Here is a 21,223-nt window from a genome sequence, read left to right as displayed (position 1 = left end):
GGATCCCTTAAATCTGATAATACGCTATTCGCCAAAGGCGTTTTTCAGCCATTGGATGTCGTTGCCGGTGAAGGCTACCACATCGAAACGGCAATCCACAGTATCAAAACTCCCATTCTGCCGGGAGAGCCACAGACGAGCGGCCTTGAGAAGGCGTTGTTGCTTTTGCGGCGTGACGCTGGCGGCGGCATCGCCGTAGCTGGCGCTGCGCCGGTAGCGCACTTCGACGAACACGATAACCGCGCCGTCGCGCATAATAAGGTCGATCTCGCCGCCGCGCTCGCGGGCGTTGGCGGCGATAAAACGCAGTCCATGCCGTTCTAACCACCGACGCGCCTGGCTTTCCCAGGCGTCGCCGGTCTGTTTACTTAGTTGGCTGCGACGATTTGCCCCTGTTGGTACTTGAGCCATGATAACTTCCTGTTAATCACGCAGTCCGGCGTAGCCGTCAGATCGCCCGTATTGCCGTTCAGCTCGTAGCCTGGGCTCTGGCGCATTTGCGCGAAATGATTCGCCAGCGACCAGGCATCGGCGCCCATTGCGTACAGCCGCGCCAGCGAGTAGTCGTTACGCACGGCAGAGAGCGCCTGCTGCATCAGCGCCGGGTTACTGCCCGCCAGCATCGGGATTTCGCTATATTGCAGGCCTTCCATCTCCAGACGGAAATCCGGGCCGGAGGTGCCCTGGGCGCTACGGGAGCTGGCGTACAGGGTGACGTTGCTCTGGCTGCCGTTGCGCATCGCGATCAGCGGCTTGATATAACCAATTTGTTCCGGGGTGGCGACGATATAGGCGGCATCGATGCTGCCGCCGCTGCTGACCGGAACGTCGCCTGGGCTGCCGAGCGAGCTATCTACAGATGAGGGCAACGTCGATACCGGGCTGCCGGTCAGCGAGATGCCGCCGCCGTTGACGCCGGATTTCAGCTCCGCCGTCGATCCCAGACGCTGCTGCAGCACCGTACCGCCGCCCAGCTTCAGCCACTCGTCGGCGAAAGCGCTGACCACGCGGTCGCCAAGCGCGCCGCGCGGCACCAGCAGTAACGGCGTTTGTTTGCCCTGATCATGAATATGACGCGCTGCGTCGCGGGCTTCATCTTCCGGGGAGAGCGCGAAGTAGCACAGGTTCGGGCGGTTCTCGACTTTACCCGGCTGGTTAAGGGCCAGCACGTTCAGCGAGGTGTTGCTTTTCATCACCTCTTCGACGTTTTCTTTCAACAGCGGGCCAACCACGATGGTGGCGCCGTCCTGTTGTACCTGCGCCAGAAGCTGGCTCATCGGCTGGCTGGTGGTATCGTAAATTTTCAGCTCAGCAGCAGGATTGGTGGTCGCTACCGCGGGCTGCGGCTGCGCGGCTGGCGCGTTCACCGGTTGTGCTGCCGGTTGTGCTGCCGGCGTTGCGGCAACCGGGGCGGGTAGCGGAGCGGCTGCTGGTTTTGCGGCAGGCGCGGCCTGCGTTTCCGCTGGCGCCTGCACTGGATCGGCCTGGCTGCCGGTGGCGGTGAGATCGCCGACTTCCGCCTGCGAAGGGCTCACCACATCATTATTGCCGGCAACATTCGCCGCCTGGGCGACCTGCGCCGGCACTGCGCTGCCCTGGACCGCTGGGGCGCCATTCTTCGCCGCTTCAAAACCCTGTTGGATAGTGCGGCCGAAAATCGCCGCCTGGCCGTTCAGAGGCAGCAGCAGGGCGATTTTATTGGTCGAGGCCGGTTTATAGTTTTGCATGTTCACCAGCGCGGTGGGCAGCATCTGCGCCCCCGGGTTCTGCGGATAACGGATTTGCCAGTCTTTAACGCCCGCTTTCAGCATCGCCGGATCGTTACGGTTGTCGAACCACATCCGCTGCAGATCCAACCAGCCCTGCAGCACGTTTTCGTCGGCATTAATCACCAGCGCGTTGGCCTGCTGCGGAGTCATCGCCGTCAGCGCTTTCCACGTGGCGTCGATGTTTTGTTGTTTTTGCTTCGCCTGGCTTAGCAGGGGCTGCTGGGCAATCAGCGCGCGCAGCAGGGACAGAGAGGGCTGCCCCTGGCTGGCGTCAATTTGCGCCTGCCAGTAGCGCGGCTGCTGATTTTTCTCAAAACTGAGAGGATCGAGTTTGCTCAGCAATGCCTTCGCGCCCTGGTAATCGCCTTGCGCCAGTTTGACTTCCACCGCCAGCAGCGACTGTTCGCGGGCCTGCGTGCTGTTCAGGTTCGACGGCAGTTGGTTGTACAGGTCGATAGCCTGCTGCTTCTTACCTTCCTGCAGCAGTGCACGAATGGCGAGTAATTGCCAGTTGGTCTTGCTATCATTCGTGCTTTGCTGCATCTGCTGTAGGTAGAAACTGGAGTTGGCCTGCGACGTACCCTGCATAAACGCCGTGCTTTGATCCTGCGTGTGGGTGCCGCAGCCAGCAAAAAGAAGAGTCGCCAGCAATACGGGCAGACAGCGCGCGGGCTTAGAACGAAGAAATGTTGACGGTACCATATGTATCCAGTGATATTTTTTTGGCTCAATGCTCAATATTAAATCGGCAATACGGACGAGACAATGAAACAACACGAATCAGCGGATAATTCTCAGGGGCAACTGTACATTGTGCCCACTCCGATAGGGAATCTGTCTGATATCACGCAGCGCGCACTGGAAGTGTTGCAAGCTGTTGATTTAATTGCTGCGGAGGATACCCGCCATACCGGTTTGCTGCTGCAGCATTTTGCGATTAACGCCCGTTTATTTGCCCTTCACGACCATAACGAGCAGCAAAAGGCCGAAACACTTTTAGCGAAATTAAAAGAGGGGCAGAACATCGCGCTGGTGTCCGATGCCGGCACGCCGCTGATTAACGATCCCGGTTACCATCTGGTGCGCACCTGCCGTGAAGCCAATATCCGCGTCGTGCCGCTACCGGGCCCATGTGCCGCGATTGCCGCTCTGAGCGCCGCCGGTTTGCCGTCCGATCGTTTCTGCTACGAAGGTTTCCTGCCGGCGAAATCGAAGGGCCGCCGCGATACCCTGAAGGCGCTGGAAGAAGAACCGCGCACTCTCATCTTCTATGAGTCAACGCACCGCCTGGTGGAGAGCCTGGAAGATATCTGCGCGGTTTTGGGCGAATCCCGCTACGTGGTGTTGGCGCGCGAGCTGACCAAAACCTGGGAGTCTATCCACGGCGCGCCGATTGGCGAGCTGGTGGCATGGGTGAAGGAAGACGAACATCGCCGCAAAGGCGAGATGGTGCTGATCGTCGAAGGTTTTAAGGCCCAGGAAGAGGCGCTGCCGGCAGCCGCGCTGCGGACTCTGGCGCTGCTGCAGGCGGAACTGCCGCTGAAGAAAGCCGCCGCGCTGGCCGCGGAAATCCACGGCGTGAAAAAGAACGCGCTGTATAAATACGCGCTGGAGCAGCAGGGGGAGTAAGCAATGAGCCGTTACCAACCGCCATTTAGCATTACACCCACGGTTCTCAACCTTGTCGTTGAGATAGGGGAATTGCTTGGGCATTGGTCGGCGAAACGTGGACAAACATCGCCGTTGCTGCGTAAAGAAAACCGCATTCGCACCATTCAGGCGTCACTCGCGATTGAACATAATAGCCTGAGCATGGAGCAGGTAACGGCACTGCTGGAAGGCAAACGGGTTCTGGCGCCGGCGAAGGATATTCAGGAAGTGAGAAATGCCATTCGTGCTTATGAATTAATGCCCGGATGGCATAAGGCAAATATTAGCGACCTTCTGGCGGCGCACAAAACGCTGATGATAGGGTTGGTGGATAGTCCAGGTGTTTTACGTAGCGGGAACGTGGGCATTTACCGTGGTACGCAGGTGGTACATATGGCTCCGCCTGCTACACAGGTCCCGAGGCTTATCGCGGATTTGCTCAGTTGGCTGGAACAGACCGATCTTCATCCCTTAATTGCCAGTTCGGTTTTCCACTATGAGTTTGAGTTTATTCATCCTTTTGCTGATGGCAACGGTAGAATGGGGCGTTTATGGCAGACGTTGATTCTAAGCCAGTGGCGTCAGGAATTAGCCTGGCTGCCGGTTGAAACGCTTATCCATCATCAGCAAGAGCGCTATTACGAAATTTTGGGTTTATGCGACAAAACCAGTGATTGCACTCTATTCGTGACCTGGATGTTGCAAAATGTCGTGGCGGCGCTGAAAGAAGGTCTGGAGACATCATTCGTCGTGTCGGAAGAAATGTCGGAAGAAATGTCGGAAGAAATCGACGCGAAATTAACGGAACAGGAAGTCTCAATTCTACGTTTGCTTACCGCAACCCCGGATTTGACGGCGAGAGCGCTCGCTGAAATCCTGGGGATTTCAGCTCGAACGGTTGAGCGCTATCTGCAGGGGTTACAGGCGAAAGGGAAATTGATTCGCACGGGCGCCAAAAAAGGCGGAAGGTGGCTGGTCAAGTAGAACCAGCCGCCATGGCCTGAATTTACGCTCTGCTTAGTGCGTGACTAAACGATCTTTAATTCCACCTTCTTGCGGCTTATTGCCGCACGGTCGGTATCACTGATGCCGTCGTCGGTAATCACGCAGTCAATTTTGTCCATCGGCAGCACCTGGTTAAAGCCGCGGCGATTGAATTTGCTGGCGTCGAGCACGGCGATCACTTGATGCGCGGCGGCGGCCATCACGCTGCTGATTGAATAACCTTCATTAAAGGTGGTGATGCCGTTGGTCGCATCGATACCATCGGCGCCAACGAACATCAGGTCGGCGCAAATCCCCTGCAGCGAACGTTCAGCGATGGTTCCGTGCATTGAATGCGTTTTATGCCGAACCGTACCGCCGCATACCACCAGAGTAATATCTTTATTTTCCGACAGCGTAAACGCGGCGGGCAGGCTGTTGGTGATGACGGTGATATTGGTCATTCGTACCAGCGCCTCGGCGATCAGCAGGGTGGTGCTGCCGCTATCGAGGATTACCGTCATACCCTCATGGATCATCGCCGCGGCGGCCTGGGCGATGCGCTTTTTCGGATCGCTGGCAAGCTGGTAACGATCTTCCAGCACCACTTCCAGATTATCACTCTCGGTCAGATCGCTACCCGGGCGGGCGGCGCCGCCGTGAAAACGGGTCAGCAGCCCTTTCTCTTCCAGCATACGGAGATCGGCGCGAATGGTGACCTCAGAAATGCCAAAGAGATTCGAAAGCTCTAAAACCAATACGCTGCCCTGCGTATTCACCATATCGACGATTTTGTTCCTTCGTTCAAATGAGTTCATCTTGATTTGCCTGATAATTAACTCAACTTAGTTTAATCGAAGGGTAACGAAAGTTGAACGATAATTTTCGAAAGGTAATGTGAGCCAGCGCAGATTGCTGGCTCAAGCGATCAGGAAAGTTTCAGGAGGATTTTACCCTGCATTGGCGCGCCGTTTAGCGCCTGAACTTCGTGCGCAAAACTCTCGGCATTGCCGCGATGGGCTATCAACGGCGCCAACTGCAGGCGTTTATCCGTCAGCAGGCGGGTCGCCGTTTGCCACTCTTCGCCCGGCCACGGGCCTGAGTAGTTCATCCAACTGCCGACGATATTCAGCTCCTTACGCAGGATCTGCCCGAAGGTGGCGGCAGGCAGCGTTAAATCATGATGCAGAGTGCCGACCAGCGCCAGCTGCGCCCGCGGCCCGGCAGCCTCAATCGCCAGCGCGACGGTCTGCGGCGTGCCGGCGGTCTCGAGGACGAGCTGGTCGAACTGGATTTCCTCCAGCGCCTGCTGAATCGCCTGGCCGCTCATCTCGCGGCTATTAAACACGCGGGTCGCGCCAAGGGTTTTAGCCAACTCCAGCTTCTGTGGATTAATGTCGATGGCCGTGACGCTTCTGGCTCCCAGCTCGCGGGCGCACTGCAGCGCCAGCAGGCCGATGGTGCCAGCGCCGATAATAATGACGTTTTTACCTTCGCAGCCCTGCGCCAGATGAAAAGCGTGCAGGCCAACGGTTATCGGCTCAATGAACGCTCCGTCATCAATGGGCATTTGATCCGGCAGGCGGAACAGGTTGGCGCGCTTCACCACCACGTATTCAGCGTTGCCGCCCTCGCTGCGGGAACCGACGAACTGATACTGCTTACATAAAGAGAAATATTCGCGCTGGCACTGCGGGCACTGGAAGCAGGGCAGCAGCGGCACGCAGGCGACGGCGTCGCCGGGCTGCAGGTCGGTCACCGCCGCGCCATAGGACTCCACATAGCCGCTGAATTCATGCCCCAGCGTAATAGGGTAGTAATGCGCGCCTTTAGCGAAGATGCGCGGAATATCGGAGCCGCACAGCCCGGAGCTGACCACTTTGACCAGGACATCGTCTTCCGTTTGCAGCGTGGGGATGGGGCGTTCTTCAACGCAGACGTTCCCCTCAGCATGGATTACCACTGATTTCATACCATTCTCCAGAAATGTTTAGGGGAGCGGCGCTCCCCTAATGCTTAAGATGCGGTTGAATGTTGTTGCGCGGCGGCGCTTTTCTCTGCTTTCTCTACCGCCATGAAGCGGCGGGCGCGACGCCAGGTTAGCAGGACGCCAGCCAGATAGATGATGCCGATAATCGCGAAGCCGACCACGTTCTGCCAGGTAAAGAGCTGGATCAGCAGCCAGGTAATCGGCGAACCACCCTGGTCCATTGACGCCACCATACCGCCTGCTTTCAATGCCCCGGCGTTTGCCGCCAGTTGAGTGTGCAGGCCGATGGTCTGGGTCGCGATCCACAGGGTGATACCCATAATGATGACCCCGGAAATCAGGGTGCGGAACAGATTGCCCTGATGCACCGCCACCGCCATCGCCACGAAGAAGCCGATGGTCGCCAGGTCGCCGAACGGCAGAACCTGGTTGCCTGGAACTACGACGGCGATCAGAATGCTCAGCGGGATGAAAATCAGGCTGGCGGATACCACCGAGGTATGGCCGAGCAGCAGCGCCGGGTCGAGACCAATCAGGAACTCCTGGCCGCCGAATTTAGCCTGCAGACGTTTACGCGCCTGTTTGGCTATCGGATTGAGGCCATCCATAATAGGTTTGATTACCCGTGGCATCAGCAGCATCACCGCCGCGGTTTTCACCGCCAGTTGCAGAATGCCTTTCAGGTCATAGCCCGCCAGCATGCCAATCACCAGCCCCATCACGAAGCCGACGGTAACCGGTTCACCGAAGGGGCCGAAGCGTTTCTGGATATCATCGGCGCTAAAGTGAATGCGATTAAGGCCGGGGATTTTGTCGATGATGGTATCGACGAGCACCGCAATCGGCCCTAAGTACGCCGAACTGCCGTGCGGTATCGCGATGCCATCCAGGCCGAAGAAATCGCGGGTATCCCTGGCAAACCAGTCGCCCAGCTTGTAAACAAAGGCGGCATGGACCACGACGCCGAGAATCCCTATCCAGTACGAACCGGTTGCGATATGCAGCATCGCCCCGGTAAAGGTCATATGCCAGATGTTCCAGATATCGACGTTCACCACGCGGGTCATGCGGGTGACCAGCATGACGATATTGACCACGATCGCCACCGGAATGGCCACCAGCGCAATTTGCGACGCCCAGGTCATCGGCGATGACCCCGGCCAGCCGATATCGATCACGTGAAGGTTAATCTGGAAATGCTCCGCCATCGCCTTTGCCGCCGGGCCGATGGAGTCGAGCATCAGGCCTATGACCAGACCGATGCCGACAAAACCAATCCCGATATGCAGACCGGATTTGAAACAGTCCCCGAGCTTCATCCCCAACAGTTTGGAGAAGATAATGATCACGATCGGCAGCATCACCGTCGGACCAAGATCGAGGATATAACGCATGATTTCGCTAAACATGGCGTTTACTCCGCGAGGATGCCGAGGATTTTCTGCTGTAAGGCTTCAATGCCGACACCGGAGACGAACGGCATGCCGTGAACCACCGGAATATCGCCGAAGGCGCGGTCCACGCGGGCGGTGGTGCAGATAAGGTCCGCGCCGTCCATGTAGGTCTCGATTTCATTGACCCGGCACTGCACCAGATCCAGCTCAATGTTGTGGTCTGCGCACAGTTCTTTAATCTCTTCAGCGGCCATCGTGGAGGTGGCAACGGCGCCGCCGCAGGCAACAATAACTTTACGTTTCATAGGGTACCCCTTTTATTATCAGTATGTTATGAAGCCTGGGCGCTAAGCTCGGGCTCAAGGATAAATTGCTGGAACAGCACCGGCAACTGCTCGTCGGAAGCGGCGAGCAGAGCCTCCAGCGTGTTTGGATTTTGTAGCTCACTAAATAGCCGGCGCAGCAGCTTCAACTGTGCCGCCGGGTTTTCAACAATCAGCGCGATGATCAGCGAAACGTCGATATCGCCATCGTCATCAGCACGCTGAAAAGGGACCGGCGCGTCCGGGCGAATCAGATAAATCGCCGGTGATTTCGCGTGTACGGCTTCGCAGTGGGGAATCGCCACTGCGTGCTGCTCCAGCGCGATACCGGTCGGAAAAGTCGCTTCGCGTTCGAGCAGGGCCGCCGGATAGCTATCATGCACAACACCTCGCGCCAGCATCTCCGCGCCAATATGTTCCAGCGCCTGCTGGCTGGAGCTGAAATGAATGCCGGTACGAACAAACAATTGACTCATAGATCCTCTTTATTTCACGCGGTTTCAGGAGAACAGCCGTAGCGGTAGGCGCGCAGAACATCCTGGATTTTGTCGAGGATGAGCTCGTGCGGCACGGCGTTCAGTTCATTCAGCGACAGTCGTTCAAACTGCACCGGCATATATTGGCTGATAAGCCCCAGCGGCAGCTTAGCGTCGGTCAGGTTCGCGATAAGTTTCTCAACGCTCTGACGAATACGCGGGTGCGGCCAGTAGTAACGGATACGGTCGGAAAGGCTAAAGTGGATATCGACCATCGCCTGACTCCAGGTCGGGCGATAGTATTTTTTCCAGTAGCCCGGTTCGTTGAGCATCACCTCGTCGATGACCTCCATCACCCGGCTGCGGGACTCCGGCGCGATCAGCTCATTTTCCATCTGTGCGAGGGCGAAAATGGCTTCACGCAGGGCAAAGGTGAGCGCCGGGCCGACTTTCAGAATGGCGAAGTGGTCGCGGACCAACGCGCGGTAAGCCTGGCGGGATTGGTAGTCGGTGGAGTGGGCTTCGTACACCATCGTGGTGTTTTCGATCCACGCGGATAGCGCTTTCGCTTCTTGTGGCTGGTAATGGATGATTTGCGTGTGGTCGAACTCCACGCCCGGCTGCACGACGATGGCGATGACTCGCCCCAGCGCTGCGTCGAGACCCAATTTGCGGAACGCCGCTTCATGAGTTTCAAGGGTGGCGGCGGCATCCTGCGCTCGGGTGACGTGTACGCTGCCGATGGTGCTGGCTTCGCCGCCGGGAACCGGTACTTCGGTACCGATAACGTAGGTCAGCTGGCGCTTTTGCTCATCGCTGGCTGTCTCTTCGGCGGCCTGACACAGGCGGGCGGCACGCTCGGCCACCACGCTTGGGTTCAACGGCACCGGGTCGTCGGCACAGGACATCGATGCATCCAGGTGGATCTTACTGAAGCCTGCGGCAACATAGGCTTTGATAAGGTCGACGGATTTTTCCATCGCGTCGGCAGCCGGTTCGTCTTGCCAGCAGTTCGGGCCCAGATGGTCGCCGCCAAGAATAATGCGTTCGGCCGGGAAACCGACGGTGTGGGCAATGCTGTAGACGAAGTCGCGGAAATCGGCTGGCTGCATGCCGGTATAGCCGCCAAACTGGTTGACCTGGTTCGATGTTGCTTCAATCAGCACTTTGTTGTTGGTTGGCAGATCGAAACGTAACGCCGCTTCGATAACCAGTGGATGAGCGGAACAAACTGAACAGATGCCGATGTGTTCGCCGGATTTATGGCGAGAGATAATATCTTTCATTTACAACCTCCGTTTTCTTTCGAATATATTCGTAATGTTTTGTTTTGGTCGCAAACGTCTTTGTTTTGAATTGTGATCTGTATCGAAAAATAGCTGCGCATGCGCTGATCCGCTTGTCTTGCTGGCAAAAAAAACGCTCTGGCCATCACGGTAGAGCGTTTTTAATTAATTGAAAATTAACTAAATAATCGGGATAGCCAGCTGCGTTTGCTTTTTTCGACCGCCTGAGAAACCTGCTGTGGTTGGGCGGCGATCTCGCCGAGCCCGGCGTTAAAGGCGTCGCCAATCGCTTTCAGCGCCTGATGCGCATCGCTGCCGCTGGCCATAAAGTGCAGGCGATGACCCTGTTTGGCGCCCAGCGATACGACGCGCATCAGATTTTTTGCATCGACAATCGACGAGCGTGTATCCAGGTTTTCGACCTGGATTTGCGACTGCCACTGCTTGACGGCTTTCACCAGTACAGCGCTGGGTCGGGCATGCAGGCCGTGCGGATTGCGCAGCGTAAAGGTCGCCTCTTCATCAAAGCGCGGCGGCGGTTCCGGTTCTTCGCCTTGCGCCGGCGCGATATCGCCAGCAAGTATCTCCAGCACCGCCTGCGGAGTATTGGCCTGCGACAGCGCGACGGGCACCCGATCGTCGCCTAGCGCATGGGTGAGCTGGCGTAAGATATCGAGATGTTCGTTGTCCTGAGCGGCGATACCGACAATCAAATAGGCGGTTTGCCCTTCGCCCCAGTCCACCCCTTGCGGGCAGGCTAGCACCTTCACGCCGGTTCTTAGCACCACATCGCGGCTTTGCGGCGTGCCGTGAGGAATGGCGATGCCGTTGCCCAGATAGGTACTGATTTGTCTCTCGCGTTCGCGCATTCCCTCGAGATAGGCCATCTGTGTATGCCCGGCTGTGGTTAGGGAACCGACGACGCGCTGTAGCGCTTCATCTTTCGTTTTGACCTGATGGTCGAAATGAATATCTGCGGAAGTCAGCTGCATAGTTCGCTCCTTATTTGATGGCGCCGGCAAGCGCCGTCGCTTCCTGAGTGCGTTTCTGCCACAATCGCCAGCATCCCAACATGAGCGCGCCGCAGGCGGAACCGGCGAGAATGCACAATACCCATGCCAGTGGTTTGCTGACCAGCGGTAGGATTAAGAAGCCGCCGTGCGGAGCCGGAACCTGAATATGCAGGCTGTAGCTGAGAACGGCCGAGATTGAAGAGGCGATCATCATCATCGGGATCACCCGCAGCGGGTCCTTGGCGGCAAAGGGAATTGCGCCTTCGGTAATGTGCGTGCAGCCGAGGATATAGTTCACCATCCCGGCGGCGCGCTCTTCTTCGCTAAAGCCTTTCGGGAAGAACGTGGTTGCCAGCGCAATCACCAGCGGCGGGGTAATGCAGGCAGCGGAGACGCCGGCCATAAAGAAATAGTTGCCCTGTCCTAGCAAGAGCGTACCGGTGACGTAGGCCGCTTTATTGACCGGGCCGCCGAAGTCGAATGAACACATTGCCCCGACCACAATCCCCAGCAGAATGGGATTGGCTTCTTGCAGAGAGCTAAGCCAGTTCATCATGCCGTTGTTGATCGCCGCCACCGGTTGGCCAAGTAGCACCATCATCACGCCAATCACCAGTACGCCAATCAGCGGCATAATAAAGATCGACTTTAGTCCTTCGTACTGACGCGGCAGGCCGTCGAGCAGGCGGCGGATAAGCAGCATAAAGTAACCGGCAGCGAAACCGGCGATGATCCCGCCGAGGAACCCGGCGCCGGTGGCGTTTGCCAGCAGGCCGCCGACAAACCCGGCGACCATCCCCGGACGGCCGGAAATGGACCAGGCAATGTAGGCCGTGAATACCGGTACCATGATCGAGAACGCCTGCTGGCCGACTTTCATCAGGGTGGCGGCAATCACGTTGTACTGCGCTGAATTTGGATCGGCGGAGTAGATACCCCACAGGAAAGAAATGGCGATTAAGATCCCGCCGGCCACCACGAAGGGCAGCATATTGGAAACACCGCTCATCAGATGTTTATAAATCTGCCGGCCGAATGATTCCTGCTCATATTTCTCCGCAGGATCCGCTGCGGCGGAGATCCCCTGACGGCGTTGCGCCTGACCGCTGACGACTTTATTAATTAATTCTGCCGGATGATGAATGGCCTCTTTAACCGGCACTTCAATAACCGGCAAACCATTAAAACGTTCGGCATTAACATCTTTATCGGCAGCGATAATAACACCATAAATATCTTTCAGATCTTCCGGTGTAATGACATTTTCTACCCCGGAAGCACCGTTGGTTTCAACTTTGATCTCAACGTTTAATTTTTTTGCTGCGGTCTTTAAGGCTTCTTCAGCCATAAATGTATGGGCAATACCTGTAGGGCAGCCGGTAACGGCAATAATCTTTTTCATAATCGGACCTTTATAATTGGACGATCTGAAGTTGTTGTAATAATTCTTGTGTACGGTTTAATTTGCCAAGCCCGGCGGAGGCGGCAACATCGGCGCCGGTGGCGCTGGCCAGCGCCAGGGCGTGGGCGACATCATCTTCGTTAAGCCATTTACTCAGGAAGGCGCCCAGCGCGGCATCACCGGCGCAGGCTGAGCTAACCAGCTCGATTTTCGGCGCCGAGCAGAACCACAACTGCTCGCCGTTTGAAAAGTAGAGCCCCTGCGCGCCCAGGGTGAGCAGCACGTTTCGGGCCCCGAGCTGGTGGAGCGTGCGCATTGCGTCATGTACCTGCTGCGGGCTGCCGACGTCGAGATCGAAGATCTCTTTGAGTTCGTCGTCATTGGGTTTAATCAATAGCGGACGTAGCTCCAGCAGCTGGCGCAGCGCCGGGTGGCTGATATCTAAAATGACTTCACAGCCTTTTTTTTGGCACAATTCCATTATTTCGCTATAGAATCGGCTTTCAATTCCCGGCGGCAGACTGCCGCTGATAACTAAATAATCGCCGGGCTCGACGCACTGTAAATGATGAATAATTTGCTCTTTGCCTTCATCGTTAATACGCGAACCGGGATTCACTAACTTATATTCTTCGTGTCCGTCATTAATAAAAACATTAATACGGGTAGGATCGGCGACCCATGCCGGTGTCACTTTAATATGTTGTCTGCGCAGCTCTTCAACAATATAGCGGCCGGTAAAGCCGCCAAATATGCCCATGACGTGGGTGGGCTGCCGATAATGATCTAATACCAGCGAAACGTTCACCCCTTTACCATTCGGGCAATATTCCGTCTGCCGGGTGCGGTTGACGGCCGCAGGCCGGAGCGGGTCGCAAAAGATATTCATATCGATAGCGGTATTCAGTGTCAGGGTATGGATCACGACATTGCTCCTTCGAACCGCGGATTACAGTTGCCCTTCGCAGCCGCAAACGTGAATCACTTTGCGGACAACCTCTTTCATCGCCGCTTTCGCCGGCGTCATATAGTGACGCGGATCGTTGGCGCCCGGGTTTTCCAGGAAGTAGGTTTTCAGCGCATCAGAGAAGGCGATTTTCAGTTCGGTGGCGACGTTGACTTTGCACACGCCCAGAGAAATGGCGCGGCGAATATCGCTATCCGGCAGGCCGGAGGCGCCGTGCAGCACCAGCGGAACGTCAACGCAGCCGCGGATGGCGGCCAGGCGGTCAAAATCAAGTTTCGGTTCGGCGGTATAGAGCCCGTGAGCGGTGCCGATGGCGACGGCCAGTGAATCAATTCCTGTACGGGCGACGAATTCGCGGGCCTGTTCCGGGTTGGTATAGAGCGCATCTTTGGCGTCTACCACCAGATCGTCTTCCACGCCTCCCAGTCGGCCCAGTTCGGCTTCCACGCTGGCATCGTAACGATGACTTAACGCCACCACGCTTTTCACCAGCGCCACGTTTTCTTCGAACGGCGAATGAGAGCCGTCGATCATGACCGAGCGAATGCCTGCCTGTACTTTGTGCGTGATGTCGGCCAGATCCTCGTGATGATCGAGGTGCAGCGCGAGCGGGAGATCCCATATTTTCGCCAGATCGCGGGCGATCGCCACCACATTACCGGTGCCGGCATAGCTGTAGGTGCCCGGCGTGCCGGCAAGGATCAGCGGCGAGCGCAGCTCTGCTGCTGTTTCCACCACTACCTGCATGGTTTCAAGATTATGGATATTGAAAGCGGGGACCGCGTAACCATGACGCTGGGCCTTTAATAGCATGTTTTTACTGGAAATGATGTACATTCTAAATCCTCTATTTTCAACTTGTAAGTTATGAGTTTTGTTTTACCTTCAATTTGAAAGTAATGTAACGATCGTTTCCGCGTTTAGATGTGATCCATCGCACACAATGGTGAATTGATTTTTAAAATGAAAGTAAATACTATTTTTTATGTTTCGTTTTTAAATTCCAATGAAACGCTGGCATGTTGTTATCTATTTGAATTTTATTTGTTTTATTGATTTTCATTCACGGGGATCACTGGCGTGGTTTGACATTACGATGGGGAAATTTAAAAATGAAAGTTATTCCAGGAGAAAATAAAAAGGCATAACCCGTGGCAAAACCGTCAACCAGCCTGCTGAAAAGGCGCTTGGACATCGCGGAGATCGTTCGTAAGAACGGCGAGATTAAAGTCGACGATCTGGCTGAAATGCTGGCCGTTTCCGGAGTGACAATCCGTAACGATCTTAACTACCTCGAGCAGCAGGGATATCTGAAGCGTTCATTCGGTGGGGCGATTTACACGGCTCAGGCCGGCACGCCGGTCGCAACGGTTCGCGACGCCCCACAGGTGACGGACAAAGCGCTGGAAACGGAAATGGCGCGTCAGGTGGCGGTGCAAATTGAAGATAGCGAAACGCTATTTTTAGGCCAGGGTTCCATTTTGCGTAAAGTGATCCCGTTTCTGGCTAACAGTGAGGAACTTTGCCTGCTGCTTAACGATCTGGCCCACGTCGCGCTGGCGCAGGAGTTTCTGAATGGAGAAACGGTGCTGCTCGGCGGCGTACTTAGCGGCAACGGGCGTATTGTCGAAGGCGATCTGGCGCTGAAAGCGTTAGGTCATTACCGACCATCGCGCGCGCTGATTGCGGTTGATCACGTCGCAGAGGACGGCACCCTGAGCGTACGTAACGAAACTAGCGCTCGCCTGCTGGGCGAAGCCGTGGCGCAGAGTGAGCGGGTTATTGCGGTTGTTGCTTCCCGTCCGGTTTATGGCGAAAAACGTTATGCCATCGGCGAACTTCAGCAAATGAGTAGCGTGGTGACGCCGCAGGTTGTCGCCGCGGAATATCATGCCCGTTTCCTAGCCGCGGGTCTGACCAATAGCTATACCAACAATGAATGCCTGACATGGCTCAACACGGCTTTGCAGAAGACAAACCAGGAGCGGTGATGAACGTAACCATTTGCACCATCGGCGAGCTGCTGGTGGAATTTCTCGCCAAGGAAGAAAACCAGGGATTTTCCCGCCCCGGTGAATTTTGGGGCCCCTATCCCAGCGGCGCGCCAGCGATTTTCGCCGATCAGGTGGCGAAGCTGGGTTTTGGTTCCGTGCTGTTTAGCTGCGTCGGCAGCGACACATTTGGTGAAATGAATATTGCGCGGTTGGAGAAAGACGGCGTTAACGTTAACGGCATCGCCATGCTGCAGAAAGCGACCACCGGCAGCGCGTTCGTCAGCTATCGCAGCCAGGCGCAGCGCGACTTTATTTTTAATATGCCTAACAGCGCCTGCGGACTACTGACCGCGGACCATATCGACGAGGCGCTGCTTAACCAGTGCCAGCATTTCCACATTATGGGATCGTCGTTATTCTCGTTTCGCATTATTGATGCGATGCGTAAAGCGATTGAAAACATTAAAGCGCGCAACGGCACGGTGTCGTTCGATCCTAATATTCGCAAAGAGATGCTCAATATTCCCGAGATGTCGCAGGCGTTTGAATACATCCTCGATTACACCGATATCTTCCTGCCGAGCGACGGCGAACTGGACTACTTCGGTCTGAATCCGGGGCGGAATGAGCAGGTACTGGTTGATAAGCTGCTGAAACGCGGTGTTAAACACGTGGTGATTAAACGCGGCCCGCGCGGCGCGAGCTACTTTAGCGCCACTGAAACGCATCATGCCGCCGGTTTTAACGTGCCGGTGGTCGATCCGACCGGCGCAGGCGACTGCTTCGGCGCGACTTTCGTCAGCCTGTTCCTCAGCGGCGCCACGCCGCAGGAAGCGCTGAAGTGGGCCAACGCCAGTGGTTCCCTGGCGATTAGCCAACGCGGACCTATGGAAGGCACTTCAACGCAGGCGCAAATCAAAACCTTTTTGGCAGCGCAACACCAATAATAATCAGCCCGGATAATTCCGGGCTGATTATTATGGTTGGCCAGGGGGATTTATCACGTCACCGGCGCCGGGTTAAACACCGCCAGCTGGTTATGCAGACCCCATTGATCGGAGAAGGTTTTCTTACGTCCGCTGGCGACGTCGAGAATGAACTCGAACAGTTTCTGCCCAACCTCCTCAATCGTCTCTTCGCCGGTCGCGATAGTACCGGCATTGATATCCATTAAGTCGTACCAGCGGTTGGCAAGCTCGGTACGGGTCGCCATTTTAATCACCGGTACCGCCATCAGCCCGTAAGGGGTGCCGCGCCCGGTGGTGAACACCTGAACGGTAATGCCGGAAGCCACCTGTTGAGTACCGCAGACAAAATCGCTGGCCGGTGTCGCCGCATAGATAAGCCCGCGTTTCGTCGGGCGCTGACCCGGCGAAAGGACTTCGACGATGGCGCTTTTACCTGATTTGGCAATTGAACCCAGCGCTTTTTCCACTACGTTGGCCAGACCGCCTTTCTTATTGCCCGGTGACGGGTTGGCGCTGCGGTCGGTTTTCCCCAGCTCCAGATAGTTATCGTACCAGGCCATCTCTTCCAGCAGGCGCTTGCCAACTTCTTCGTTGATGGCGCGCGGGGTTAACAGATGGATAGCATCGCGCACTTCGGTCACTTCCGAGAACATCACCGTCGCGCCGCAGCGTACCAGCAGATCTGAGGCATAGCCCACCGCCGGGTTGGCGGTCACGCCGGAGAAGGCGTCGCTGCCGCCGCACTGCATACCGACCACTAATTCGGAAGCCGGGCAGGTCTCTCGCTGACGGGCGTTCAGCTTCGTAAGGTGGCGCTCGGCAACCTGCAGAATATCATCGACCATCGATTTAAAGCCGACATGCTGTTCGTCCTGCAAACGCACTACGCTTGCGCTATCGACGGCGATCGGCTGCACGTCTTCGGTTCCCTGCAGCAGACGTTCCGGCTGCAGCTTTTCACAGCCCAGACCAATCACCATCACCTCACCGCCAAAATTGGGGTTCAGCGCGATATTGTGGATGGTGCGAATCGGCACGATCGCCGCCGGGGCGTTAATCGCCACGCCGCAGCCGTACAGATGGTTTAGACCGACCACGCCGTCGACGTTGGGGTATTTTGGGAGCAGATCGCGTTCGATGATCTTGACCACATAATCCACCACGCCGGCGACGCAGTGCACGCTGGTGCTGATCCCCAGCAAATTCTTAGTTCCCACGCTGCCATCGGCATTGCGATAGCCTTCAAAAGTGTATCCTTCCAGCGGCGGCAGCGGTTCCGGGACTTTGGTCGCCAGCGGTAAGGTGTTGAGCGGCGGCGCGGTCGGCAGCTCAACCAACGACTCATCAATCCAGCTTCCCTTTGGTATATCGCGAACGGCGAAGCCAATCACTTCGCCGTAGCGGATGATTTCACCATGGGCAGGAATATCGACAAGGGCGACTTTATGACCTTGCGGGATATGTTCAACGAGGGTCAGGCCATCCGGAAAACGCGTTCCGGCGGATAAACCGCGATCGTTAACAATAATCGCTACATTATCGGTAGGGTGCACTTTTATATAAAACGCCGTCGGCGACTGTTGTCGAATCTCAATCTCAGCCATTGTCCAGTGTTCTCCAGAACGGTGCTAATAATAAAAATAAAACGTTAATTCAGCTTGTGCCTATCAGAATGATGAAATACAGAATGTCAGGAGTTATAGCAGCAAAATGTGATCTTGGTCACTGCTTGCGGTGACGGTTGCCAGCATTGAACGGCAATCCTAAGAACTGTGGATTAGCGCCCATAACCTATGGCATTTGCATAACTAAAATGATTATTAAAGCGCTTATATTGTGATTATGCATAGTGCCTGGTCACGGTGGGATGATTATACTGAGTCATGTTTTGCGGTGTTCGATATGAGAATAAATAGCCCGCTTAAAAAAATAATAAAAGTATTCTTTTTCAGAAAAATATCTAAATGTTCAAGGGTAAAAGAAAATAGGCATCGGTTCGCTATTTAATTCTGCAAATTATATTTGTGGTTGGCGAGATTAAACGTATAGAACAGCAGAAGTAAGCAACGATTAACCCAAGGTAAAATCATGGATAACGCAATTTTCCCGAACAAATTTAAGGCCGCGCTGGCGGCCTACCAGGTACAAATCGGCTGCTGGTGCGCTCTGGCGAATCCGATTAGCACCGAGGTATTAGGGCTTGCTGGTTTCGACTGGCTGGTGCTTGACGCGGAGCATGCGCCGAATGATGTGACCACACTTATCCCGCAACTGATGGCGTTGAAGGGCAGCCACAGCGCGCCGGTGGTCCGCGTGCCGACCAACGAACCGATTATCATCAAGCGCATGCTGGACATCGGTTTCTACAACTTCCTCGTACCGTTTGTCGAAACCGCTGAACAGGCGGCGCAGGCGGTAGCATCGACCCGCTATCCGCCGGAAGGCATCCGCGGAGTCTCCGTTTCTCATCGCGGCAATATGTTCGGCACCGTGCCGGACTACTTCGCTCAGTCTAATAACAACATCGCCATTCTGGTGCAAATTGAGAGCCAGACCGGGGTGGACAACGTCGAAGCGATCGCCGCGACCGAGGGCGTCGATGGCCTGTTCGTGGGGCCGAGCGACCTGGCCGCGGCTTTAGGCCATCTGGGCAATGCCGCACATCCTGACGTCCAGCGCGCCATCCAGCATATCTTCGCCAGCGCGAAGAAACATGGTAAGCCGAGCGGCATTCTTGCACCGGTGGAAGCCGATGCGCGCCGCTATCTGGAGTGGGGCGCCACCTTCGTCGCCGTCGGTAGCGATTTAGGCGTCTTCCGTTCAGCAACCCAGAAACTTGCTGATTCTTTTAAAAAATAATCACCAGGATGAAGAGAGAGAACATTATGACAATCAAAGTGGGTTTTATTGGTCTTGGCATCATGGGCAAGCCGATGAGCAAAAATTTGCTGAAGGCGGGTTATTCGCTGGTGGTATCCGACCGTAACCCTGAAGCCATTGCTGACGTGATTGCCGCGGGCGCAGAGACTGCGAGCACGGCGAAGGCCATTGCTGAGCAGTGCGATGTAATTATCACCATGCTGCCAAACTCTCCGCACGTGAAAGACGTTGCGTTGGGTGAAAACGGCATTATCGAAGGCGCGAAACCGGGCACCGTCGTGATTGATATGAGCTCTATTGCTCCACTGGCAAGTCGCGAAATCAGCGAAGCGCTGAAGGCCAAAGGCATCGATATGCTGGATGCGCCGGTGAGCGGCGGCGAACCCAAAGCGATCGACGGCACCCTGTCGGTGATGGTTGGCGGCGACAAGGCGATTTTCGATAAATACTACGACCTGATGAAAGCGATGGCGGGATCCGTGGTGCATACCGGCGAGATTGGCGCAGGCAACGTCACCAAGTTGGCCAACCAGGTGATTGTGGCGCTGAACATCGCGGCAATGTCGGAGGCGTTAACCCTGGCCACCAAAGCCGGCGTTAACCCCGAGCTGGTTTATCAGGCGATTCGTGGCGGCCTGGCAGGTAGCACCGTGCTCGATGCTAAAGCGCCGATGGTGATGGATCGCAACTTCAAGCCGGGCTTCCGTATCGATCTGCATATTAAAGATCTGGCCAATGCGCTGGATACGTCTCACGGCGTCGGCGCCCAGCTACCGCTGACGGCGGCGGTGATGGAGATGATGCAGGCGCTGCGCGCGGATGGCCTGGGCACCGCTGACCATAGCGCTCTGGCGTGTTACTACGAAAAACTGGCGAAAGTGGAAGTGACTCGCTAACAAGAAGGGCGTGTTCCCGCGCCCTGTCATTCTTGCCTTGCGCGGTACAGTCAGGCGACATAACTATGAAAATCGTAATTGCCCCAGACTCTTATAAAGAAAGCCTTTCTGCCAGCGAGGTAGCTCAGGCGATAGAAAAAGGATTTCGGGAAATTTTCCCCGATGCGCAATATGTTTCTGTTCCGCTTGCCGATGGCGGCGAGGGAACGGTTGAAGCCATGATTGCCGCCACGCAGGGTACGGCGCATACGGCGCTGGTCACCGGGCCGCTGGGGGAAAAAGTGAATGCCCGCTGGGGCATGTCCGGGGACGGCACAACCGCATTTATTGAGATGGCCGCGGCCAGCGGGCTGGCACTGGTACCGCCTGAAAAACGTAATCCTCTGATCACCACTTCACGCGGAACCGGCGAGCTAATTTTACAGGCGCTGGAGCACGGCGCGACCAGCATTATTATCGGTATTGGCGGCAGCGCGACCAACGACGGCGGCGCCGGAATGATGCAGGCGCTGGGCGCAAAGCTCTGTGATGCCAACGGCAGCGACATCGGTAATGGCGGTGGTTCCCTTAACTGCCTGAATTCAATTGATGTTTCGTCCATGGACCCACGTCTTAAACACTGTGCTATTCGCGTGGCTTGCGACGTGACAAATCCGTTGATTGGCGAACAGGGGGCATCGCGCATTTTTGGCCCGCAAAAAGGGGCGACCGAAGCGCTCATTGACGAGCTTGATAATAATCTTGCCCACTACGCCTCGGTTATCAAAAAATCGCTGCGCGTGGAGGTGAAAGATGTTCCCGGCGCCGGAGCGGCGGGGGGAATGGGGGCCGCGCTAATGGCTTTTCTGGGGGCTGAACTGCGCAGCGGGATTGAGATTGTGACGACGGCGCTTAACCTAGAAGAACATATTCACGACTGCACGCTGGTGGTAACCGGCGAAGGGCGACTCGATAGCCAGAGCATCAACGGCAAAGTACCGGTAGGCGTAGCCAATGTGGCGAAGAAATACCATAAACCGGTGATTGCTATTGCCGGCAGCCTCACCCGCGATGTCGGCGTGGTACATCAATATGGCATCGATGCGGTGTTCAGCGTACTGACCAGCATCGGCTCGCTGGAAGAGGCATTCCGCGGCGCATTCGACAATATTTATCGCGCTTCGCGAAATATTGCCGCGACGCTGGCGATCGGAATGCGTTGTGTGGGGTGACAAAGGCGCGCGAACCCTCT

General features: G+C 56.0%; 20 protein-coding genes. 7 read left to right on the top strand and 13 right to left on the bottom strand.

What is annotated here, in order from left to right:
- Positions 1–24 precede the first annotated feature (24 nt).
- Both ABLU80_RS18580 and ABLU80_RS18575 read right to left on the bottom strand, forming a co-directional pair.
- Positions 25–411: a YraN family protein gene (locus ABLU80_RS18580; protein ID WP_015369545.1), complete on the bottom strand. Its 387-nt coding sequence runs from the start codon at positions 409–411 to the stop codon at positions 25–27.
- Complete coding sequence (locus ABLU80_RS18575) at positions 369–2,471, bottom strand: penicillin-binding protein activator (protein WP_348850308.1); 2,103 nt, start codon at positions 2,469–2,471, stop codon at positions 369–371. The genes ABLU80_RS18580 and ABLU80_RS18575 overlap by 43 nt, the downstream gene beginning before the upstream one ends.
- 63 nt (positions 2,472–2,534) lie before the next feature.
- Between ABLU80_RS18575 and rsmI the strand changes: the two genes are divergently transcribed.
- Together rsmI and ABLU80_RS18565 are read left to right on the top strand one after the other, a co-directional pair.
- Entirely contained in the window at positions 2,535–3,398 is an 864-nt protein-coding gene (gene rsmI, locus ABLU80_RS18570) for a 16S rRNA (cytidine(1402)-2'-O)-methyltransferase (protein WP_348850307.1), read from the top strand.
- A gap of 114 nt (positions 3,399–3,512) precedes the next feature.
- Positions 3,513–4,403: a Fic family protein gene (locus ABLU80_RS18565; protein ID WP_163331462.1), complete on the top strand. Its 891-nt coding sequence runs from the start codon at positions 3,513–3,515 to the stop codon at positions 4,401–4,403.
- 44 nt (positions 4,404–4,447) lie between these two features.
- Here ABLU80_RS18565 and ABLU80_RS18560 read toward each other — a convergent pair whose 3' ends face one another.
- From ABLU80_RS18560 to ABLU80_RS18515, 10 genes are all read right to left on the bottom strand, one after another.
- The gene (locus ABLU80_RS18560; RefSeq protein ID WP_020077849.1) at positions 4,448–5,221 is read right to left on the bottom strand and encodes a DeoR/GlpR family DNA-binding transcription regulator; all 774 of its coding nucleotides are present in this window, start codon (positions 5,219–5,221) and stop codon (positions 4,448–4,450) included.
- Between the two features lie 110 nt (positions 5,222–5,331).
- The gene (gatD, locus tag ABLU80_RS18555; protein WP_047740279.1) at positions 5,332–6,375 is read right to left on the bottom strand and encodes a galactitol-1-phosphate 5-dehydrogenase; all 1,044 of its coding nucleotides are present in this window, start codon (positions 6,373–6,375) and stop codon (positions 5,332–5,334) included.
- A gap of 44 nt (positions 6,376–6,419) precedes the next feature.
- Positions 6,420–7,802 (bottom strand): PTS galactitol transporter subunit IIC, encoded by a 1,383-nt coding sequence (locus ABLU80_RS18550; RefSeq protein ID WP_020077851.1) that lies wholly within the window; start codon positions 7,800–7,802, stop codon positions 6,420–6,422.
- Between the two features lie 5 nt (positions 7,803–7,807).
- Positions 7,808–8,092, bottom strand: a complete 285-nt coding sequence (gatB, locus tag ABLU80_RS18545) for a PTS galactitol transporter subunit IIB (protein ID WP_020077852.1) — start codon at positions 8,090–8,092, stop codon at positions 7,808–7,810.
- Positions 8,093–8,118: 26 nt separating this feature from the next.
- Positions 8,119–8,586, bottom strand: coding sequence for a PTS galactitol transporter subunit IIA (gene gatA / locus ABLU80_RS18540; RefSeq protein ID WP_020077853.1), 468 nt, complete (start codon positions 8,584–8,586; stop codon positions 8,119–8,121).
- A 14-nt stretch (positions 8,587–8,600) separates the two neighbouring features.
- Positions 8,601–9,872, bottom strand: coding sequence for a tagatose-bisphosphate aldolase subunit GatZ (gatZ, locus tag ABLU80_RS18535; protein WP_020077854.1), 1,272 nt, complete (start codon positions 9,870–9,872; stop codon positions 8,601–8,603).
- A gap of 176 nt (positions 9,873–10,048) precedes the next feature.
- Positions 10,049–10,864, bottom strand: a complete 816-nt coding sequence (locus ABLU80_RS18530) for an HPr family phosphocarrier protein (RefSeq protein ID WP_063446828.1) — start codon at positions 10,862–10,864, stop codon at positions 10,049–10,051.
- 10 nt (positions 10,865–10,874) lie between these two features.
- Entirely contained in the window at positions 10,875–12,287 is a 1,413-nt protein-coding gene (locus ABLU80_RS18525; RefSeq protein WP_020077856.1) for a PTS fructose transporter subunit IIBC, read from the bottom strand.
- 10 nt (positions 12,288–12,297) lie between these two features.
- On the bottom strand, positions 12,298–13,212 hold the full coding sequence (pfkB, locus tag ABLU80_RS18520; RefSeq protein WP_047076511.1) for a 1-phosphofructokinase: 915 nt from the start codon (positions 13,210–13,212) through the stop codon (positions 12,298–12,300).
- A gap of 24 nt (positions 13,213–13,236) precedes the next feature.
- Positions 13,237–14,091: a tagatose bisphosphate family class II aldolase gene (locus ABLU80_RS18515; RefSeq protein WP_045414247.1), complete on the bottom strand. Its 855-nt coding sequence runs from the start codon at positions 14,089–14,091 to the stop codon at positions 13,237–13,239.
- A gap of 350 nt (positions 14,092–14,441) precedes the next feature.
- On the opposite strand from ABLU80_RS18515, the gene ABLU80_RS18510 reads away from it, so the two are divergent.
- Together ABLU80_RS18510 and ABLU80_RS18505 are read left to right on the top strand one after the other, a co-directional pair.
- Positions 14,442–15,245, top strand: coding sequence for a DeoR/GlpR family DNA-binding transcription regulator (locus ABLU80_RS18510; protein WP_162184318.1), 804 nt, complete (start codon positions 14,442–14,444; stop codon positions 15,243–15,245).
- Positions 15,245–16,195, top strand: a complete 951-nt coding sequence (locus ABLU80_RS18505; protein ID WP_047740282.1) for a sugar kinase — start codon at positions 15,245–15,247, stop codon at positions 16,193–16,195. Before ABLU80_RS18510 ends, ABLU80_RS18505 begins: the two co-directional genes overlap by 1 nt.
- A 53-nt stretch (positions 16,196–16,248) precedes the next feature.
- Here ABLU80_RS18505 and garD read toward each other — a convergent pair whose 3' ends face one another.
- Positions 16,249–17,820, bottom strand: coding sequence for a galactarate dehydratase (garD, locus tag ABLU80_RS18500; RefSeq protein WP_045359728.1), 1,572 nt, complete (start codon positions 17,818–17,820; stop codon positions 16,249–16,251).
- Between the two features lie 484 nt (positions 17,821–18,304).
- On the opposite strand from garD, the gene garL reads away from it, so the two are divergent.
- From garL to garK, 3 genes are all read left to right on the top strand, one after another.
- The gene (gene garL, locus ABLU80_RS18495) at positions 18,305–19,075 is read left to right on the top strand and encodes a 2-dehydro-3-deoxyglucarate aldolase (protein WP_348850305.1); all 771 of its coding nucleotides are present in this window, start codon (positions 18,305–18,307) and stop codon (positions 19,073–19,075) included.
- Between the two features lie 26 nt (positions 19,076–19,101).
- Entirely contained in the window at positions 19,102–19,992 is an 891-nt protein-coding gene (gene garR / locus ABLU80_RS18490; protein WP_015369560.1) for a 2-hydroxy-3-oxopropionate reductase, read from the top strand.
- Between the two features lie 65 nt (positions 19,993–20,057).
- Complete coding sequence (garK, locus tag ABLU80_RS18485) at positions 20,058–21,203, top strand: glycerate 2-kinase (RefSeq protein WP_047080073.1); 1,146 nt, start codon at positions 20,058–20,060, stop codon at positions 21,201–21,203.
- Positions 21,204–21,223: the final 20 nt, after the last annotated feature.

This window comes from Klebsiella sp. CN_Kp104, assembly GCF_040064515.1.
GTDB lineage: Bacteria > Pseudomonadota > Gammaproteobacteria > Enterobacterales > Enterobacteriaceae > Klebsiella > Klebsiella aerogenes.
The sequence above is the reverse complement of the archived record's forward strand: the minus strand, read 5'-3'. Positions and strand labels throughout refer to the sequence as shown.

What these genes read in the sequence shown, in the direction of transcription:
- ABLU80_RS18550 (WP_020077851.1), bottom strand. Translation starts at nt 7,802, where the DNA reads ATGTTTAGCGAAATCATGCGTTATATCCTCGATCTTGGTCCGACGGTG.
- ABLU80_RS18580 (WP_015369545.1), bottom strand. Translation starts at nt 411, where the DNA reads ATGGCTCAAGTACCAACAGGGGCAAATCGTCGCAGCCAACTAAGTAAA.
- garD (WP_045359728.1), bottom strand. Translation starts at nt 17,820, where the DNA reads ATGGCTGAGATTGAGATTCGACAACAGTCGCCGACGGCGTTTTATATA.
- ABLU80_RS18560 (WP_020077849.1), bottom strand. Translation starts at nt 5,221, where the DNA reads ATGAACTCATTTGAACGAAGGAACAAAATCGTCGATATGGTGAATACG.
- gatB (WP_020077852.1), bottom strand. Translation starts at nt 8,092, where the DNA reads ATGAAACGTAAAGTTATTGTTGCCTGCGGCGGCGCCGTTGCCACCTCC.
- ABLU80_RS18505 (WP_047740282.1), top strand. Translation starts at nt 15,245, where the DNA reads ATGAACGTAACCATTTGCACCATCGGCGAGCTGCTGGTGGAATTTCTC.
- gatD (WP_047740279.1), bottom strand. Translation starts at nt 6,375, where the DNA reads ATGAAATCAGTGGTAATCCATGCTGAGGGGAACGTCTGCGTTGAAGAA.
- ABLU80_RS18525 (WP_020077856.1), bottom strand. Translation starts at nt 12,287, where the DNA reads ATGAAAAAGATTATTGCCGTTACCGGCTGCCCTACAGGTATTGCCCAT.
- garK (WP_047080073.1), top strand. Translation starts at nt 20,058, where the DNA reads ATGAAAATCGTAATTGCCCCAGACTCTTATAAAGAAAGCCTTTCTGCC.
- garL (WP_348850305.1), top strand. Translation starts at nt 18,305, where the DNA reads ATGGATAACGCAATTTTCCCGAACAAATTTAAGGCCGCGCTGGCGGCC.
- gatZ (WP_020077854.1), bottom strand. Translation starts at nt 9,872, where the DNA reads ATGAAAGATATTATCTCTCGCCATAAATCCGGCGAACACATCGGCATC.
- ABLU80_RS18530 (WP_063446828.1), bottom strand. Translation starts at nt 10,864, where the DNA reads ATGCAGCTGACTTCCGCAGATATTCATTTCGACCATCAGGTCAAAACG.
- garR (WP_015369560.1), top strand. Translation starts at nt 19,102, where the DNA reads ATGACAATCAAAGTGGGTTTTATTGGTCTTGGCATCATGGGCAAGCCG.
- ABLU80_RS18575 (WP_348850308.1), bottom strand. Translation starts at nt 2,471, where the DNA reads ATGGTACCGTCAACATTTCTTCGTTCTAAGCCCGCGCGCTGTCTGCCC.
- ABLU80_RS18515 (WP_045414247.1), bottom strand. Translation starts at nt 14,091, where the DNA reads ATGTACATCATTTCCAGTAAAAACATGCTATTAAAGGCCCAGCGTCAT.
- gatA (WP_020077853.1), bottom strand. Translation starts at nt 8,586, where the DNA reads ATGAGTCAATTGTTTGTTCGTACCGGCATTCATTTCAGCTCCAGCCAG.
- rsmI (WP_348850307.1), top strand. Translation starts at nt 2,535, where the DNA reads ATGAAACAACACGAATCAGCGGATAATTCTCAGGGGCAACTGTACATT.